The following is a 16,461-nucleotide window of genomic DNA, read 5'->3' as shown; positions in this document are numbered from 1 at the left end:
AAAGGCTAGCAGGCAAAGCAATTGTGCGGGTATTACGGGAGTACTACACGCCAGTTTTTTGCAAACAGGACCTTGCAGACGGCATCGCAACCAATGCCAAGCGGCTGCAAAAAACTTGGAAATCAATCCCGATAGTCAGGTTCTGATCGATCCAATTCCCGTTTCCAGTAGTCGAAATGAGCGTAGCCCATTCCAACATACGGTTCCCATTCAGCTGCGGTTTTGGCCGCCAGATTTTCTGACATCACAGCCAGCGGCTGACCTGTTGCATATGCCTTTAACAGCGTCTCGGCGGCTCTCTCGAAAAAATAGAGGCTCTCAAATGCTTCGGGAACTGTCATTGCAGATATGGAAATGCCGTGATTGCCCATAATCAGCACAGGTTTGTCTGCAAGGGTTTCGGCGATCCGGCGCCCTTCTTCAGCTTCATCCGCCATCCCGCCAAACCCAAGATCGATGGCAACCTTACCGAAAAATCGAGCGGTGTTGAGATCAATCGGCTTCATGCTCGGGTCCTGCAGCGTTGCCAGCGCCGTCGCATTCGGCGGATGACAATGAAACAACACCCGGGCGTTTGGGTTCATACGGTGAACGGTTCCGTGAATGCACCAGGCAGATGGATCCGGCGCATTGGGCCCTTCCATGACGGTGTCGTCATGAGCATCGAGAAGGACAAGGTCGCTTGCCCTCACCTCGGAAAAATGCCGCCATTTCGGGTTCATCAAAAACTTTGAACCGTCCTCCGACACCGCCGCACTGAAGTGATTGCCAACGGATTCGTGCCAGCCGAACCTGACCGCAAGACGGAATGCCGCCGACAGGTCTTCGCGCAGTTCCATTTCGCTCTGGCGTGCCTTGCCGCTGAAATCAACATCGGTGACAACACTCATTCCATCCGTTCCTTCTTCCCCTCAAGCACCCGATAGATGGACCTTAGTTCGCCGCGATCGGTGTAACAGCCCCGCAGATGCCGATCCCCGCTGTTTGCCGAATACTCCGCGCGGCCGTGTACAATCCGGTGATTGTCAAAAACGATACACTCGCCAGCGTTCAACCGGAACTGCATCATGTATTTTTCACGGCGCATCATCTGCCCGAAGCGGCAGAATGCCGGGTAAAACCGGTCTAGTTCCTGCTGAGGCAGGTCAAACATGTCAGCGTGATGCTGGCTGATGGTAACGCCGGAAATGTTTCCGTATTCATCGAGTTCGATCACACGCTGCCGGGAGCGCATGTCGAACCGTTCATGCTCGCAGAAATAGGGTACGTCAGTCGCAACCAAGAGTTCAAAGTCTTCTGGAAAGGCAAGACGAAAGTCTTCCGCCACCGCCAGGCCATCGACAAAGAGACTGTTGCCTCCTTCAACGGTGTTGGCACGGCAGTGAAGAAACTGGACCCCGGGCGCCAGGTCTTCATCTGGCAGGTCAGTATGCAACGGCAAGGCTTTTGATGTGAAAGCCAGATTGGTGGGTTTGATATGGGTTTTGACCTCAAAGACCTGGCCAAAATAACTTGGCCGGACATGACCGATCAGGCTGGCCGTGTCCAGAAGAGCCGCATCCGTATCGGGCAACCCCGTCAATAGCGCAATGCCATCGGTGAGCATGGCATTGGCCCAATTGCGAAGCTCGGTTTCGCCTTCCGTCAGTCGGCTGTAAGAAAATCGGGCCATACGGCCATAGTGATCGGCGAACCAGGGAGATCTGCTCACCTTCGCCACATCTGCCCGCTTTTCACCCTTGGCGTAGTTCGCCAACAAAGACAGCGGCATGCGTGTGACATGACCTGTTCCTGCCCAGGCAATTTCCAGCACGCCGCCCGAAATTGCCGCCGAAACAGCCCTTGGTGCTTCCACCTCCGCGAAAATATCAAAGGCCCGTTCCCGGGTTTCGTGATCGAAGGAACTCGGGCAATTGTCTCGCAGCCAGAAGTAGTTGAAATAGGCTGTTTCGCCGGTTTCAAGTGGCACATCCATGCCTCGTTCTTTCAGCAACACGCCGGTTTCGCCGGTTCCGAGCATTTCGATCGCTCCTTAACTTAAGGTATCTTGTCACTTCATACGGACAACGGGAGCAGCTGAAAATCTCAGTTTTCCCATAACTCTTGGGAAAGGTGCACTTGAGGATTTGATTTGAAAAGACGATAAAAATGCAAGTTAATTTAATCCGTAGCTTAAGATAAGGTACATATGGATCGACTTCCACCTCTCAGACTGCTGCACGTCTTCGAAACAGTCCACCGAACCGGAAGCCCCAGCCGCGCGGCAAGGGAGCTCAATGTCTCCCTGCCTGCGGTCAGTCAGTCATTGAAGCAACTTGAAGATCATGTCGGCACATCTTTGCTGGACCGAAGCACAAGACCGGCAGGTTTTACGGAAGCTGGCGAAATCCTCTTGAACGCCGTTGTTGAAAACAGAGAGAGGCTGACCGACGCTCTTGAGGACATACGGGCACTGACAAACGCCACCGGCGAAGCCGTGACGCTGGCCTGCACGATCGGTTTTGCCACTTATTGGCTGATGCCACGATTGGAGGCCTTTTACCTCGATCACCCCGACCTAGCCGTCAACGTTCAATCAACTTCGCAGGAAGTGCCGCGTCTCGGTCCGGGGGTCGATATTGCCATGCGCTACGGCGACGGTGCCTGGAGTGATGGTTCTGTGGAATTGCTTTTTGAGGAGAGCATCGAACCTGTCTGCGCACCTGAATACCTTGAACGGATCAAGGCCGACGATGGCAGCCTCGCCTCTTCCTTCCTGATCCATGTGGAGACAGATGATCGGCGATGGGTCTCCTGGCCCGACTATCTGAACAGAACCGGACTTAGGGCTGCAGGTTCAGCCAGAGGCCTCCGGTTTTCAAACTACGTCCAGGCGGCACAGGCCGCGCTTTCAGGGCATGGCATCATGCTCGGCTGGCGCTCGATCACGGGTGACTACTCCGAAAGAGGATTGCTGGTACCAGCCGGACTACCTCCACTCACCCCGAAAGACGCCTATCACGCGGTCCTCTCACATCGCAGCCGCAACCATGAGAAAGCAGAGCTGGTCGTTTCCTGGCTCAAGCAAGTGGCCACTCGATAACCCGAAGACCTTGCTCGACTTAGCAGGCCGGAAGCAGTGTCTTTGTGAACCTGTTGACGATCATCGCCCGGTGCCTTCACCGTCCACGCGAAGACCACCTGACTGCCATCGAGCCTGAGTTTCCAATTGGTGAAAATCCCTCTTGACCAACTCAGCAGGCTTTGCCATAACCTCACCCGAACCGTACCGTACGGTTCTCACCTCGGATCTATCAGGAAGAGCCTCTGAAGGCCACATTCAGTCCCATGCCAGCAGCCGCCTACGACATTGCCACATCCCGCCCGGACGCCGCGCCAGAATTTTCGCCGCGCCAGCAGGTCGTGTTGCAACATGCGCTGACGCTGTTGGTGGATGGCGGCGAAAAGGCCCTGACGACTGCAGGATTGGCCCGGACGGCAAGCTGCTCCAAGGAAAGCCTTTACAAGTGGTTCGGCGACAGAGACGGCCTGCTGGCAGCTGTTGTCGCTTTCCAGGCCAGCCAGGTGCAATTTCCGTCAGAAGCAGGAGCAACCGCTGACGCGGAAACCTTTCGTGCCCATGTCTCCTCCTTCGTGGAGGCACTGCTCGGAGTGCTCTTTTCCGAAACATCGCTTGCACTCAACAGGCTTTCGATCGGTCAAAGCAACACCAACTCCAACCGGCTCGGTCATTTGCTGCTCGTGCGCGGGAAGCACATGATTTCGTCCCGTGCGCGCACCATGCTGGAAAGCGGTCGGCGCCACGGATTACTGAAATTCGACAGCGCTGAAGACGCTTATCAGGTGCTTTATGGCCTGGCGATCCGCGATGTTCACATTCGCCTGCTGCTCGGTGAAACCGCAAGCCCCGACGAGCAGGATCTCAAGACACAGGCCGAGACGGCAGTCGACCGCTTCTATCGTTTATTCGGAGCGTAAGCAGCGACACTCCAGACTTCGGCTTGAACAAGTTCAAAAGACAAAGACCGGGTCAAAACCCGGCTTTAACTAGCAAACGGAATGCAAACGGGAGAAAGGAACCCATGCGCGTTTATTACGATCGTGATGCAGATATCAATCTGATCAAAACCAAAAAAGTCGCCATCATCGGTTACGGCTCACAAGGCCGTGCCCATGCCATGAACCTCAAGGACAGCGGCGCAAAAGAGATTGCGGTCGCACTGCGCGCCGGGTCGACGACCGCGCTGAAAGCGGAAGCCGATGGTTTCAAGGTCATGACAGTGGCGGAAGCTGCTGCCTGGGCCGACCTCATGATGATGGCAACGCCGGACGAGCTGCAGGCCGACATCTATCGCGACCACATCGCAGACAACATCCGCGACGGCGCTGCGATTGCGTTTGCGCATGGCCTCAACGTTCATTTCGGCCTGATTGAGCCGAAATCCACTGTTGACGTTCTCATGGTCGCTCCGAAGGGCCCTGGTCATACAGTGCGCGGCGAATACGAAAAAGGCGGCGGTGTTCCGTGCCTGATCGCAGTCCACCAGGACGCTTCCGGCAATGCGCAGGATCTTGGCCTGTCCTATGCCTGTGGTGTTGGCGGCGGTCGCTCGGGCATCATCGAGACAACATTCAAGGAAGAGTGCGAGACAGACCTCTTCGGCGAGCAGGCCGTATTGTGCGGTGGTCTCGTTGAACTTATCCGCGCCGGTTTCGAAACCCTGGTCGAAGCAGGTTACGCACCTGAAATGGCCTATTTCGAGTGCCTGCACGAAGTGAAGCTGATCGTGGACCTGATCTACGAAGGCGGCATCGCCAACATGAACTACTCCATCTCCAACACAGCGGAATGGGGTGAATACGTCACCGGACCGCGCATCGTGACTGCCGAAACCAAAGCGGAAATGAAGCGCGTGCTGGAAGACATCCAGAACGGCAAATTCACTTCCGAGTGGATGCAGGAGTACCGTGCAGGTGCTGCCAAGTTCAAGGCAACACGTCGTCTGAACGACGCGCACCAGATCGAGGAAGTTGGCGAAAAGCTGCGCGGCATGATGCCGTGGATCAAGTCCAACGCGCTCGTCGACAAAACCAAGAACTGATCAAAGTCCCATCGACAGCCAAAGAGAAAGCCCCGTTGATTTCAGCGGGGCTTTTTTGTGCCTCCTATTGGCTCGTATTGAAACTGGCACGATATGCCGACGGCGTTTTGCCGGTCAGCTCACGAAAGGCAGCATTAAAGGCCGACAGGCTCTGATACCCTTGCGCAAAAGCGATTTCCGTCACCGGCAGGTCCGTCTGAGACAAGGCTTCAACCGCGCTGATAACCCTCAGTTTTTGCAGGCACTGGCGCCAGGTCATGCCCAGTTCGTCAGACAGTTTTCTCGCCAAGGTCCGTGGGCTCATCGCAACAAGGACAGCCAATTCCTCGAATGTCGGCGGGTTCGCAAGAGACTGCTCTGTCAGATCCAGAACACGCTCGACCGCTGCCGACCGTGGTGCCGGCATGGAAAGACGGCTCGGCGATTCGGAAAGCTTCCAAATGACAGAGGCAAGAGTGCCGAAGAGACCCTGAGCATAGCTCGAAAGGGTGTCTTCGGTTTCGCTCCATTGGGCGCATTCCAAGACCAGTTCCCGTGCCAGCGGTGTCATTTCAAACACGCTCAGAACATTAGGCGGCGCCGGAACAAACGCTTTTGCAAAGAGCACTGACCGGCATTCTATCTTCACGGGCAAGGAGATCTCGATTGGTTTGTCAGCCCTGATGAGGGCGGCCCTTGCCGGCGGCTGAGACCATATGGTCCCTTCTGCTTCCAGTCTCAGTCCTCCGCTCACGGAGTAGAGCAGATAGTGCCGGTCAAACTTGAATTGCTGTTTCGGTGCCGGGCCAAAACACTGTGCAACGGAATAGGCTGGAAGCTCTGTCATGCAAACCACCTTATCGCGAAGTCGCGAACACGAAAGTCTGAAGGCGTCACGTTTCCAGAGGCGTTGCCCGATAACGGCGACTGGAAGGCGCTGAAGTCATCAAAGGGCGAAGCACCACACCGATCTTCGCGAAATCTTCGGACTTGAGATAAGCCTCAAATCCAGCTTCGTCCTGCCATTCATGCACGATGCCGACATGACTTTCGCTGACAGGGTCGCAATAGGGTCGAAAGGTTCGGCACCTCGGCATCGCGGTGACCGTTTCAGCTTCATCCAACAAAACCTGCAGAGCCTCCTGTCGGCGCGAGGGATCCACCGTGAAATCAACTAGTGCTATCAGCATGATCAACTCTCCAGAATTTGGCCCAAAAACGGATCCTGATTGGCGACGCGGCAGGCCGAATAAGCATGGCTGCAGCGCGATGGAACACCATTGGGGAAACGATGCACTTCGATGGACTGGAACCCCGCGCGACGAAGCAGATCACAAACGTCATCTTCGTGATACCAACGGTGGCGCCACCGCAGCCAGATGAACCATTGGCAGATGTGAGGTTTGCTTACCGAAAGGACCAGGCGGCCGCCGGGCTTGAGAAGTTCAAGAAGGTGTCTGAGCCCGTGCTCGGGATCTTCAAGATGCTCCAGCACGTGGGCACCGAGGATCAGGTCGTAGGTCTTGTCCGAGGTCAGTTCGTCCAGGCGCACCGGCAATGATCGCAGCTGGCGTCCAGCTAATCGCAATCGTCTGCATGCCTTTTGCAGCATGGTCGATGACGGGTCGACAAGCGTCAGAGACCTAGCTTGACCGGAGACTTCAAACAGGGCGGCTGCAAAATCGCCGCAGCCAGTGCCGACGTCACATACGTCCTTGTCGTGCACTGTCAGGCCAAGCTTGGAAAACAGAAAACGATAGGCAGCCGGAAAACCCAGTCGTTCCAGGGTTAAGGCCCACCGATCGGCTCCCTTCTCGTATCGCTCTGCCAGAGTCATGTGCATGTCCCTCGTGAAAACGGAGGGATCTTGCAATGCCGAGATGAAGTTCACCTCCTGCGAAGGGACAAATTTGCGCTGTGACCTGCCAAATTTATCGACGTCGACACGTCAGAAATTGGCTTCGATCAACCGGGTCACTTCCTGGTCACGTGCAGCTTCGCTTTTCCCGCCGATCACAACGACGATCAACTGCTTTCCGCTTCGTCTCGCCGTAGCGACAAGATTGTAGCCGGACATCCGGATATAGCCGGTCTTCAAACCGTCGACACCCGGAACCTTGCCAATCAGATTGTTGGTCGCTCTGAAGGTCCGGCCGTTGTAGCTGAAGGATTTCTGGCGATAGTAGCTGGAATACTGCGGAAACCTTCGCTTGAGAGCGAGCCCGAGTTTTGCCATGTCACGAGCACTCGTCACCTGCGCCGGATCCGGAAGCCCGGTTGCATTGACGAAACGCGTCTTTCCCATTCCAAGCGCACGTGCCTGCTGGGTCATCTGCCGTGCGAAGGCCGCTTCGCTGCCTGCGATATTCTCCGCAACGGCAACCGCAACATCATTGGCCGACTTTACGGCAAGCGCGCGTGCAGCCTGTTGAACGGTTATCGTTGAGCCTGCCTTGAGGCCGATCTTTGCAGGAGGCTGCGCTGCCGCATTTGCGGAAACTTCAAGCGGAGAAGACAGGGAGTAACGACCATTTGAAACTGCTTCGAACAGCAGATACAGCGTCATCATCTTGGTCAACGATGCAGGATACCGCGGCGCGTCGGCATCGACATCATAGAGCTGTTCACCCGTGGCCGCATTCAGCACCAGTGCGGAAAAGCCGCGTTCAACGGCCGTTGCCGGTGCATAGCTGATGACAGGCAACGAGGAGCTCTGGACGGATGCGGACGCAGCGGCATTCGTTGCAGGCGATGGTGCCTGCGATGACGGCCCCTGAGCGGTTTGACAGCCGGCGAGAAATCCCGCCAGCAGAACCACGGATGTCTTTTTAACGAAAGAAGACCAGAGCATTGTTTGTCTCACGCATGACCGGCGCTTTCCTGCCTAGGCTTTCAGACGATAGCCGGTCTTGAATATCCAATGTACGACGGCCAATGAGCCGCCCAGAAAAATCATGGTTGCCAGCAAAGACAGCCACAGGCTGACATCCGCCTGTCCGTAAAAGCTCCAACGGAATCCGGAAATCAGATAGACCACCGGATTGATGAGGGTCACTTTTTGCCAGAACTCCGGCAGCATATTGATGGAATAAAAGCTTCCGCCAAGAAAAGCCAGTGGCGTCACGATCAGGAGTGGTACGAACTGCAGCTTCTCGAAATTGTCTGCCCAGATGCCGATTATGAAACCGAGAAGTGCGAACGTAACCGCTGTCAGAATGAAGAAGGCCACCATCCAGACCGGATGCTGGATCTGAAGATCCACAAAGAAGTTGGCCGTGATCAGAATGATCAACCCGACAATAACTGACTTGGTTGCCGCAGCCCCAACATAGGCGACGGTAATTTCCAGGAAAGAAACAGGCGCTGACAACACTTCAAAAATCGTGCCCGTAAAGCGCGGGAAATAGATGCCGAAGGAAGCGTTTGAAAGGCTCTGCGTCATGAGCGACAACATGATCAGGCCGGGCACGATAAAGGCACCGTAGCTGACACCATCAACTTCGGTTATGCGAGAACCGATAGCAGCCCCGAAGACCACGAAATAGAGCACCGTGGAGATCACCGGCGAAATCACACTTTGGAAGACGGTCCGTTTGGTCCGCGCCATTTCCGAAAGGTAGATGGACTTGACTGCTTCAAAGTTCATGCGCTGGCCCGCCCTCTCTGCAGCTCCAATTCCATCCTTGGCAAGGTACGTCCGGGAATGGATCCGGACGGTGTCCGCCCGACAGTTTTAAACCCCATGCGCGCATAAAAAGGTTCCGCGAAGGGGTCAGCATCCAGGCCAATGCGCTCCAGCTTCAGCGAATTCGCCTGGGCATGAAGTTCATCAAAAAGCGCTCGGCCGACACCTTTGCCCTGACAACTCGGGTCAATGAAACACGTTTCAAGTTCGCCAGTTGCCCCATCCTCTTCAACGGACAGACGAATGCAGCCGGCAAGCTTTCCGCTGCTGTCCTCGGCCAACCAGAACTCCGTGCCGGTTATCCAGCTGTCTCTGACAGTCAGTTCTTCGGTACACTGCGCCATGAAATCATCGTCATAGCCGTTGGACTGCTTGGAGCGCAGGCAAAGATCTGTCAGGGCGTCCCGGTCTTCAGCTTTCGCGCGTCGGATAAAATAGTCCGTCATCATGCTTGGTCCCGATTTTCTCTAACCAGCCCGACAAATATGTCTTCCAGCGACGACTGGTCTGTCTGCAAGTCTTGAAATCTCACGCCGGCGCTCGCCAGGTCCGTCAGCAACGACGTGATCCCTGTGCGTTCTGCGTGGGTGTCATAAGTGTAGGTCAAACTGGTCCCGTCATCCTCGAGAACGAGTTCGTAGCCCTTGAGTTCTTCAGGTATTGCATCAAGGGGTTCGGAAAGACTGAGTTTCAGCAGCTTGCGACCAAGCTTGCGCATCAACTCCTGCTTTTCCTCGACCAGGATGATTTCCCCCTTGTTGATCACCCCTACCCGCTCGGCCATCTGTTCGGCCTCTTCGATGTAGTGCGTGGTCAGAATAATCGTGACGCCCTTTTCCTTGAGCTCGCCGACGATCCGCCACATGTCATGACGCAACTCCACATCGACACCCGCAGTTGGTTCGTCGAGAAACAGGATCTTGGGCTCATGCGCAAGAGCCTTGGCAACGAGCAGCCGGCGCTTCATGCCACCCGAGAGCGCCATGATCGGATTGTCCTTTTTGTCCCAAAGCGTGAGGTCTTTCAAAATTCGCTCAATCAGCGCCGGGTCTCTTTTCAGGCCAAATAGACCACGGCTCATCGCAACAGTGTCACCAACTATTTCGAATGGCGCGGTCGGCATTTCCTGTGGAACCAGACCGATCAACTGCCGCGCGGCCCGGTACTCCCTGATTGCATCGTGTCCGCCCACCTGGATACTGCCTCTGGTTGGCTGAACGAGACCGCAAATTGTGCTGATCAAGGTTGTTTTTCCGGCACCATTGGGTCCGAGCAACGCAAAGACCTCGCCCTGACTGATATCAAGCGAAACGGACTTAAGTGCCTGGAAGCCACCCTCATAGGTTTTTTCCAGGTCTCGGACGGAGAGTATTGGTGACATGAAGACCTAAACCGGAACGAACAGTTCAGTTTTGACCGGATGGCCAAAGACGAAGCACCCTCGCATGTGGGCAGAGCCTCCGCAAGATGCAAGGTATCCCGTTCGATGATCGGCTGCCAAAGGCCCTACCCGCTTGTTATACAATGCTATCGTCGATTGGGCATGAGCATTGGAAGAAACGTGAAAACCCGACCGCTCCGAAGCTCTGACACATGTGGACCGGGGCTAGTAAAGCGTTCTTTTGTAGTCTTCTTCCAATTTGTCGTCCAAGGCCTTCATTTCCCCAGCATCGTCCGGCGCCCCGGTTGTCTGATCCATTATGATGTTGATCAGCGACGGCATTTCGCTTCTGTCCTGAAACTTGGACGGATCCCACAACTGCGATCTACGAAACGCCTTGGCACAGTGCATGAAGACCGATGTCACCTTGACCACAATCGCGACCTTGGGCACCCGGTCATTGATGCTCATGGCTTTGAGCAACTCAGGATCGACAACAAGGGTGGCTGTACCATTGACACGCAAAGTGTCATCAAAACCCGGGACCATGAACAGCAAGCCCACACTCGGGTTCGCCACAATATTGCTCAAGCTGTCTAGGCGATTGTTTCCCGGTCGATCTGGAATCGCCAGTGTTTCCTGATCCAGGACCCTCACAAATCCAGCGGGATCCCCTCGCGGGCTGACGTCAGCTCTGCCATCCACGCCCTGCGTTCCCAAACAAAGGAAAGGCGAGCGGCTTATAAATTCTCGTGCATGTTTGTCGAGCCTCGTTTGGCACTTTTGAATGGCAAGCTCGTGTGTTGCGGGAAAGAGCTCACGCAGAGACGTTTCGTCCCGAACGATGAAATCCGGATTGACCGAGAATTGCTGCATTTTCCCTCCCCTATGTGACTTCAATGCCTGAACGCATGCGATTGAATCAATTCGCTGCGAGCTCTGATCACCGAATTAGCAGGCGAATCGAAATCTGACGCCAGCATTTGCAATGCACTCAACGTGCCTAGCGTCAGCAATGAGGTACGTTCCTCATTCTTGACGACATTGTCAATCCCTTTAGCTGAAACAGGCGTTTTGATCTCAAATGGTCCCAAGTATCAAAAACAAAAAATTCCTGATGTGAATTCTGTTTCCGACGGTTCAATAGACACACGATAGCCCGCTGAAACCAGCAGTACCTTCAGCAAGCAATTGCACTGTTTCCTGGACTTGAACACTGCGTTCGTTGGCCGGCTATGGGAATTCAGTCGATTGTCTCTATTTTCGGTGTGAGAAAACCAACTCGGGAATTGTGATCATGTCAGTCCGTCCAGTCACGCATATCGGTGGAACGCAGTCGACGCTTGAAGGCGCAGGTGTCAAGCTTGAGCGTGTCTTCGGATTTCAGGACCCGGAAATGCTGGATCCGTTTCTTCTGCTGGACGATTTCCGCAATGAAAGGCCTGAGGATTACCTGGCCGGTTTTCCCTGGCATCCGCATAGAGGCATTGAAACCATCACCTATGTTCTCGCCGGAACTGTCGAACATGGAGACAGCCTCGGCAATACCGGCCACCTGGGTGCGGGCGACGTCCAGTGGATGACTGCAGGCAGGGGTATCATGCATCAGGAAATGCCCACGGGCGACGACAGAGGCCGCATGCACGGCTTTCAGCTCTGGGCCAACTTGCCTTCGTCTTTGAAAATGACAGAACCTCGCTATCAGGATGTCGCGGCGAAAGAGATACCGGTTGTCGTTGACGACGACGGCACGTCCGCGCGGATCATCTGCGGCGAGTTTTGGGGCAAACGCGGCCCGGTAGATGGTATCGCCGCGGAACCGCAATACCTCGACATTCATGTGCCTGCGGGACAAAAAAAACGTTTTAAAGTAGACACTTACAAGCAGACTTTTGCCTATGTCTTTGAAGGCTCTGGAACGTTCGACGGGGCCTCGGAACCCTTTGGCGTATTGACTGAAAAGGAATTTGGAGGCGAAGAACTCAAGATCCGGGATCAGACCGGCAATCGGTCACTCGTTGTTTTCGGCAGCGGTGATGAGATCTGCGTTGAGGCAGGCGATGAAGGTATTCGTTTCCTTCTGGTTTCCGGTGCCCCAATCAAGGAGCCCGTTGCGTGGCACGGCCCAATTGTGATGAACACGCGCGATGAATTGGTGCAAGCGGTTTCCGAACTTCAGAACGGCACGTTTATTCGATAAGGATCGACCTGCCTTGTAACGTTCACATTATCTGGCTAGGGCTGTCGGGTAGACAACCAACCGGACAGCCATGCCCTTAAAACTCAGAGCCGCAACCAGAGCCGATGCCTCGGCTCTCACCGACATTCTGCACAGCGCCAAGGCGTCCTGGGGATATCCGGACGACAAGATGGCTGAGTTCAGAAAGCACTGGCTCATCACCGAAGAGATTATCGACAATCAATATGTCACTGTCGCGGAAAGGAATGGCAGCCCGGTTGCCTTTTCGGGTCTGGCGGCACAAGACAAAGACACGTTGTTGGTTGACTATCTCTTTGTCGCCCCGCAGGCCCAACGTCAGGGCATCGGGGATCTTCTGCTGACCAGAGCACACGACCGTGCCCGCACGCTTGGGTTATCCAGACTTTACCTGGAAGCAGACACACATTCCGAGGCGTTCTATGCACGGCAAGGCTTTGCGACCATTGCAAAACGGCCGAGCGAAATGTCGCCAGGTCGCACTATACCCATGATGGAAAAGCATCTGCAGTCTCCGGTGCATGCCGTCCGCGGAGTGGATCTGAGCCTCTCCCCCGATAACTGGGCCTTCGAACAGGCAAATGAAGCCGCAATCGCTGAACACTTTGAAGAAGCAAAGAAGCGAATTGGCCTGCTTTGGAACGGCCGCACCTTGAAACTGACCGACTATTCCTTTGAAGACGGTGAATTCAAGGGCAGTTGCACAGAGTGTTCATATTCCGCTTTTCTTGCCTGGCGCGATTGGGGAGCACCCGATCCCTCCGCTTACAACGTCTTTGGCTCAGCCATCCTGAGGTCGGCTGACGGTGCTCTGTTGTTTGGCGTAATGGCTGCTCATACGGCGACTGCTGGCGCAATCTATCCGCCCGGCGGCAATCTCGACCCGACTGACCTGTCACCAGAAGGCAAAGTAGATGTCGTCGGAGCAATTTACCGGGAGTTGGAAGAAGAAACCGGTCTGAACGGCAAGGACGTCACGGCTGGAGACGTTCTAATCGCCTTTGATGGACCACGTATTTCCATTGCCCGGATTTTCGATCTCGATCAGCCCGCCGAAGAATTGCGTCGCTCGATCATGCGCTTTTCGGACAGCACGGAAGAACGTGAATTGGCAGATATCAGGATCATTCGCGAACGGGCCGATCTGAATGATCCTGCGGTCGTGTCCTATGCACGTGCGTTTGCAGAGCATCTGTTGCCTGAATGAACGCCCGCAACGGCCAGATCCGGGCAACCCTTTGTTCACCAAGAATGGGCACTAATCACTGGCGGGACTTGCTGAGACATGCAAAAGTCCGCTCACCTCAGGAAGAGCTGACTGGTGAGTCTCTAGGGAGAATAACAATATGAGCCGTCGCTACGCGATCTTGGATGTCTTCACCAACACGAGCCTTGCCGGTAATCCGCTGGCAATTGTTCTGGACTCCGAAGGTCTCAGTGACGAGCAGATGCAAAAAATTGCAGGCGAGTTCAACCTGTCGGAGACAGTGTTCGTCTTTCCACCGGAAAACCCCGGACACTCCGCCAACATGCGGATATTCACGCCCAAGCTAGAGCTGCCGTTTGCCGGCCACCCAACCGTCGGCACCGCCATTTTGATGGCGAAGGAAAGATTTGGTGAAGTTTCAAACGAACAGGATGCGGTCGTTGTTCTGAAACAGAATATCGGCACCGTTCGCTGTGCGGTGATCCTACGGGAAAATGCTGCAGCCTTCGCGGAATTCGACGTACCGAGCCTTCCGGAGCCCGCCGGTCCCACCCACAATGTGGAATTGATCGCCGCCGCGCTCAACTTGGAGCCAACCGATATTGGCTTTGAAAATCATGCCCCTTCCCGCTTCCGCGTAGGACCTCCCTTCACCTTCGTACCGGTGCGGGACCTTGATGCGCTGGCGCGCGCGAAACCGGTTCAGTCCATGTGGAAGGCAGGCTTCGGCAAGGACGGGCACAATGATGCCTATGTCTATTGCCGGGAAACTCGCTCGCATGACAGCGCCTTCCAGGCCCGCTTGTTTGCGCCCGACATGGGCATCCCGGAAGATCCTGCCACCGGTTCAGCTGCCGCTGCCTTTGCCGGCGTCGTCGACTATTACGACGACCTTCCAAGCGGCACCCACCATATCCGGATCGAACAAGGGTTCATCATGGGTCGGCCATCCCTGATCGATCTTGAAATCGACATCGACGGCGGCAACATGCATGCGGTTAGAATTGGCGGTCAGGCAACACTTGTCGCCCGCGGCGAATTGTTCCTTTAACGGGTCGAGACGTCAGAAGAACCGATTTTGTCAGCGCGCGGTGTCTGACCGAATTGCCGGGAATACTCCCGGCTGAACTGGGTCGGGCTTTCGTACCCGACCTGAAACGCGGTGTTAGAAACAGACAGTTTGTCATTCTGCAACAAGCGCCGCGCCTCCATTAAGCGCAGCCTCTTTTGAAACTGAAGCGGTGTTGTGCCGGTAATGTTCTTGAAACCGGCATGAAAGGCCGAAACGCTCATGGCCGCGTCCTGCGCAAGATCCTCGATACGCAGAGCCGTTGCAAACTCCCTCTTGATCCTGTCAATCGCCGTCGATATGCGCGCAGCACGACTGTCGCGTTTGACCAGTTGTCTCAAGATACTGCCGTGCTCGGCCTTTAAAAGCCAGAAATGCACTTCCCTTTTGATCAAGGGCTCCAATACCGCGGCCGCCTCGGGCATTTCGGTCAGTTCGAACAGCCGCCGCATGGCATCGACAATTGCGTCATCGGCTTTGCCGCTGGAGACCGCCACCGTCTTCTCGCTTCCGTGCTCCAGGAGGTCCAACTCGCCCGACAGGTCACGCAACAACGCAATGTCCAGATCGAGCGCCAAGGCAACATAGGGCTTCTGGGAACTTGCCTCGATCACTTTGGATTCGGCCGGCAGATCCAAACCGACGATCAGCGACTGGCCGCTGGCAAAGCGAACCGTTCGGCTTCCGACATAAGTTTGTTTGGCACCTTGGAGAACCAGGCAGAAAATTGGATGAAAGACGACAGGATAGACCTGTGTCCTCTGCCTTTGACGCACCAAAGTTACACCGGGAACGCCAATGTCGAAGGGGTCGTTTCCGACCCTTCGTTCGTCTGCAAAATCAATCAGCTTTTGCGTCAATTGGTCTGTCTGCATCAAGCTCTCCCGGATCTCTGCAGATAAAGGCAAAACTCTGAACTGACAATCACACTACCTTAGCATTTCAGAGAATTAGGCAGGTTTTCAGGAGGAACCGGCAGGTACGACTACTGGCGAAAAGCTATCTCAGTGTCATCAGATCCACTGAACGCAGTTTGGAGACAACAGATGACCAATGGCACGAAAATCGCTTTGATAACCGGCGGCAGCCGCGGTCTTGGCCGGAACATGGCCATACACTTGGCACGGCACGGCGTCGACAGCGTCCTGACCTACAATTCCAACAAGGCGTCAGCAGAAGAAACCATTGCAGAGATCGAGGCACTCGGTCAGCGCGCAGTCGCAATTGGGTTGGACACGACCGACACTTCGGCCTTCCCAGGTTTTTATTCGGACTTGAGAGCCGTATTGAATGAAACTTGGCAACGCGACGGGTTTGATATTCTGGTCAACAATGCTGGCACTGGTGTTCACAAGTCCTTTGCGGACACCACCGAAGATGAGTTTGACCACCTCATGAACATCCACGTCAAAGGCGTCTTCTTTCTGACCCAAGGACTTCTGCCGATGCTCCCGGACGGCAGCCGGATCCTCAACATTTCCACCGGTCTTGCACGCTTCACAATCCCCGGATATGCGGCTTATGCGACGATGAAAGGAGCAGTTGAAACACTGACGCGCTATCTCGCGAAGGAACTCGGACCACGGCGCATTGCTATCAACACACTGGCTCCAGGCGCGATTGAAACGGACTTTGGTGGTGGTGCTGTCAGGGATGTTCCTGAACTCAACAAAATAATCGCGGGCATGACAGCCATGGGCCGAGCAGGAATGCCAGATGATATCGGAGGTGCGGTCGCCGCGATTCTAACAGGCGAAACGGGTTGGATGACTGGACAACGCATCGAAGTCTCCGGTGGCCAGAGTCTGTAAAATGGCCAG

Annotated in this window: 18 protein-coding genes; 7 read left to right on the top strand and 11 right to left on the bottom strand. The window is 55.1% G+C overall.

The features are described from left to right. Positions 1-122: 122 nt before the first annotated feature. Together FIV00_RS11230 and FIV00_RS11225 are read right to left on the bottom strand one after the other, a co-directional pair. Complete coding sequence (locus tag FIV00_RS11230; RefSeq protein WP_152500831.1) at positions 123-890, bottom strand: class II aldolase/adducin family protein; 768 nt, start codon at positions 888-890, stop codon at positions 123-125. After that, positions 887-2,020 carry a TauD/TfdA family dioxygenase gene (locus FIV00_RS11225; protein ID WP_152500830.1) on the bottom strand — a complete coding sequence of 378 codons (1,134 nt, stop codon included), beginning with the start codon at positions 2,018-2,020 and terminating at the stop codon, positions 887-889. The genes FIV00_RS11230 and FIV00_RS11225 overlap by 4 nt, the downstream gene beginning before the upstream one ends. 168 nt (positions 2,021-2,188) lie before the next feature. Between FIV00_RS11225 and FIV00_RS11220 the strand changes: the two genes are divergently transcribed. From FIV00_RS11220 to ilvC, 3 genes are all read left to right on the top strand, one after another. Then, positions 2,189-3,082 (top strand): LysR substrate-binding domain-containing protein, encoded by an 894-nt coding sequence (locus FIV00_RS11220; protein ID WP_152500829.1) that lies wholly within the window; start codon positions 2,189-2,191, stop codon positions 3,080-3,082. 245 nt (positions 3,083-3,327) lie between these two features. Next, positions 3,328-3,978, top strand: a complete 651-nt coding sequence (locus tag FIV00_RS11215) for a TetR/AcrR family transcriptional regulator (RefSeq protein ID WP_152500828.1) — start codon at positions 3,328-3,330, stop codon at positions 3,976-3,978. A 104-nt stretch (positions 3,979-4,082) separates the two neighbouring features. Beyond that, the gene (gene ilvC / locus FIV00_RS11210; RefSeq protein ID WP_152500827.1) at positions 4,083-5,102 is read left to right on the top strand and encodes a ketol-acid reductoisomerase; all 1,020 of its coding nucleotides are present in this window, start codon (positions 4,083-4,085) and stop codon (positions 5,100-5,102) included. 64 nt (positions 5,103-5,166) lie between these two features. Here ilvC and FIV00_RS11205 read toward each other — a convergent pair whose 3' ends face one another. The 8 genes from FIV00_RS11205 to FIV00_RS11170 all read right to left on the bottom strand — a co-directional run bounded on the left by FIV00_RS11205 (position 5,167) and on the right by FIV00_RS11170 (position 11,023). Further along, positions 5,167-5,928 (bottom strand): AraC family transcriptional regulator, encoded by a 762-nt coding sequence (locus FIV00_RS11205; RefSeq protein WP_152500826.1) that lies wholly within the window; start codon positions 5,926-5,928, stop codon positions 5,167-5,169. Between the two features lie 46 nt (positions 5,929-5,974). Continuing rightward, positions 5,975-6,271: a putative quinol monooxygenase gene (locus FIV00_RS11200; protein WP_152500825.1), complete on the bottom strand. Its 297-nt coding sequence runs from the start codon at positions 6,269-6,271 to the stop codon at positions 5,975-5,977. Between the two features lie 2 nt (positions 6,272-6,273). Then, positions 6,274-6,918 (bottom strand): class I SAM-dependent methyltransferase, encoded by a 645-nt coding sequence (locus FIV00_RS11195; RefSeq protein WP_173005956.1) that lies wholly within the window; start codon positions 6,916-6,918, stop codon positions 6,274-6,276. A 111-nt stretch (positions 6,919-7,029) separates the two neighbouring features. Next, positions 7,030-7,932 (bottom strand): D-alanyl-D-alanine carboxypeptidase family protein, encoded by a 903-nt coding sequence (locus tag FIV00_RS11190; RefSeq protein ID WP_152500823.1) that lies wholly within the window; start codon positions 7,930-7,932, stop codon positions 7,030-7,032. A 33-nt stretch (positions 7,933-7,965) separates the two neighbouring features. Further along, the gene (locus tag FIV00_RS11185; RefSeq protein ID WP_152500822.1) at positions 7,966-8,727 is read right to left on the bottom strand and encodes an ABC transporter permease; all 762 of its coding nucleotides are present in this window, start codon (positions 8,725-8,727) and stop codon (positions 7,966-7,968) included. Beyond that, on the bottom strand, positions 8,724-9,215 hold the full coding sequence (locus FIV00_RS11180; protein ID WP_152500821.1) for a GNAT family N-acetyltransferase: 492 nt from the start codon (positions 9,213-9,215) through the stop codon (positions 8,724-8,726). Before FIV00_RS11180 ends, FIV00_RS11185 begins: the two co-directional genes overlap by 4 nt. Continuing rightward, positions 9,212-10,147, bottom strand: coding sequence for an ABC transporter ATP-binding protein (locus FIV00_RS11175; RefSeq protein WP_152500820.1), 936 nt, complete (start codon positions 10,145-10,147; stop codon positions 9,212-9,214). Before FIV00_RS11175 ends, FIV00_RS11180 begins: the two co-directional genes overlap by 4 nt. Positions 10,148-10,372: 225 nt before the next feature. After that, positions 10,373-11,023 (bottom strand): pyridoxamine 5'-phosphate oxidase family protein, encoded by a 651-nt coding sequence (locus tag FIV00_RS11170; RefSeq protein WP_152500819.1) that lies wholly within the window; start codon positions 11,021-11,023, stop codon positions 10,373-10,375. 421 nt (positions 11,024-11,444) lie between these two features. Between FIV00_RS11170 and FIV00_RS11165 the strand changes: the two genes are divergently transcribed. From FIV00_RS11165 to FIV00_RS11155, 3 genes are all read left to right on the top strand, one after another. After that, positions 11,445-12,347, top strand: a complete 903-nt coding sequence (locus FIV00_RS11165; RefSeq protein ID WP_152500818.1) for a pirin family protein — start codon at positions 11,445-11,447, stop codon at positions 12,345-12,347. A 70-nt stretch (positions 12,348-12,417) separates the two neighbouring features. Further along, positions 12,418-13,572 carry a GNAT family N-acetyltransferase gene (locus tag FIV00_RS11160; protein ID WP_152500817.1) on the top strand — a complete coding sequence of 385 codons (1,155 nt, stop codon included), beginning with the start codon at positions 12,418-12,420 and terminating at the stop codon, positions 13,570-13,572. A 139-nt stretch (positions 13,573-13,711) separates the two neighbouring features. Continuing rightward, positions 13,712-14,623, top strand: coding sequence for a PhzF family phenazine biosynthesis protein (locus FIV00_RS11155; protein ID WP_152500816.1), 912 nt, complete (start codon positions 13,712-13,714; stop codon positions 14,621-14,623). Here the strand turns inward: FIV00_RS11155 and FIV00_RS11150 are convergent. Then, the gene (locus FIV00_RS11150) at positions 14,620-15,516 is read right to left on the bottom strand and encodes an AraC family transcriptional regulator (protein WP_152500815.1); all 897 of its coding nucleotides are present in this window, start codon (positions 15,514-15,516) and stop codon (positions 14,620-14,622) included. The two genes, FIV00_RS11155 and FIV00_RS11150, sit on opposite strands and share 4 nt — an antisense overlap. 171 nt (positions 15,517-15,687) lie before the next feature. Between FIV00_RS11150 and FIV00_RS11145 the strand changes: the two genes are divergently transcribed. Next, positions 15,688-16,452: an SDR family NAD(P)-dependent oxidoreductase gene (locus FIV00_RS11145; protein WP_152500814.1), complete on the top strand. Its 765-nt coding sequence runs from the start codon at positions 15,688-15,690 to the stop codon at positions 16,450-16,452. Positions 16,453-16,461: the final 9 nt, after the last annotated feature.

The organism is Labrenzia sp. THAF82, from assembly GCF_009363435.1.
GTDB lineage: Bacteria > Pseudomonadota > Alphaproteobacteria > Rhizobiales > Stappiaceae > Roseibium > Roseibium porphyridii.
This window is presented reverse-complemented; position numbering and strand designations above follow the sequence as displayed.

What these genes read in the sequence shown, in the direction of transcription:
- FIV00_RS11230 (WP_152500831.1), bottom strand. Translation starts at nt 890, where the DNA reads ATGAGTGTTGTCACCGATGTTGATTTCAGCGGCAAGGCACGCCAGAGC.
- FIV00_RS11205 (WP_152500826.1), bottom strand. Translation starts at nt 5,928, where the DNA reads ATGACAGAGCTTCCAGCCTATTCCGTTGCACAGTGTTTTGGCCCGGCA.
- FIV00_RS11225 (WP_152500830.1), bottom strand. Translation starts at nt 2,020, where the DNA reads ATGCTCGGAACCGGCGAAACCGGCGTGTTGCTGAAAGAACGAGGCATG.
- FIV00_RS11145 (WP_152500814.1), top strand. Translation starts at nt 15,688, where the DNA reads ATGACCAATGGCACGAAAATCGCTTTGATAACCGGCGGCAGCCGCGGT.
- FIV00_RS11195 (WP_173005956.1), bottom strand. Translation starts at nt 6,918, where the DNA reads ATGACTCTGGCAGAGCGATACGAGAAGGGAGCCGATCGGTGGGCCTTA.
- FIV00_RS11200 (WP_152500825.1), bottom strand. Translation starts at nt 6,271, where the DNA reads ATGCTGATAGCACTAGTTGATTTCACGGTGGATCCCTCGCGCCGACAG.
- FIV00_RS11220 (WP_152500829.1), top strand. Translation starts at nt 2,189, where the DNA reads ATGGATCGACTTCCACCTCTCAGACTGCTGCACGTCTTCGAAACAGTC.
- ilvC (WP_152500827.1), top strand. Translation starts at nt 4,083, where the DNA reads ATGCGCGTTTATTACGATCGTGATGCAGATATCAATCTGATCAAAACC.
- FIV00_RS11175 (WP_152500820.1), bottom strand. Translation starts at nt 10,147, where the DNA reads ATGTCACCAATACTCTCCGTCCGAGACCTGGAAAAAACCTATGAGGGT.
- FIV00_RS11180 (WP_152500821.1), bottom strand. Translation starts at nt 9,215, where the DNA reads ATGATGACGGACTATTTTATCCGACGCGCGAAAGCTGAAGACCGGGAC.
- FIV00_RS11185 (WP_152500822.1), bottom strand. Translation starts at nt 8,727, where the DNA reads ATGAACTTTGAAGCAGTCAAGTCCATCTACCTTTCGGAAATGGCGCGG.
- FIV00_RS11190 (WP_152500823.1), bottom strand. Translation starts at nt 7,932, where the DNA reads ATGCTCTGGTCTTCTTTCGTTAAAAAGACATCCGTGGTTCTGCTGGCG.
- FIV00_RS11215 (WP_152500828.1), top strand. Translation starts at nt 3,328, where the DNA reads ATGCCAGCAGCCGCCTACGACATTGCCACATCCCGCCCGGACGCCGCG.
- FIV00_RS11150 (WP_152500815.1), bottom strand. Translation starts at nt 15,516, where the DNA reads ATGCAGACAGACCAATTGACGCAAAAGCTGATTGATTTTGCAGACGAA.
- FIV00_RS11155 (WP_152500816.1), top strand. Translation starts at nt 13,712, where the DNA reads ATGAGCCGTCGCTACGCGATCTTGGATGTCTTCACCAACACGAGCCTT.
- FIV00_RS11160 (WP_152500817.1), top strand. Translation starts at nt 12,418, where the DNA reads ATGCCCTTAAAACTCAGAGCCGCAACCAGAGCCGATGCCTCGGCTCTC.
- FIV00_RS11170 (WP_152500819.1), bottom strand. Translation starts at nt 11,023, where the DNA reads ATGCAGCAATTCTCGGTCAATCCGGATTTCATCGTTCGGGACGAAACG.
- FIV00_RS11165 (WP_152500818.1), top strand. Translation starts at nt 11,445, where the DNA reads ATGTCAGTCCGTCCAGTCACGCATATCGGTGGAACGCAGTCGACGCTT.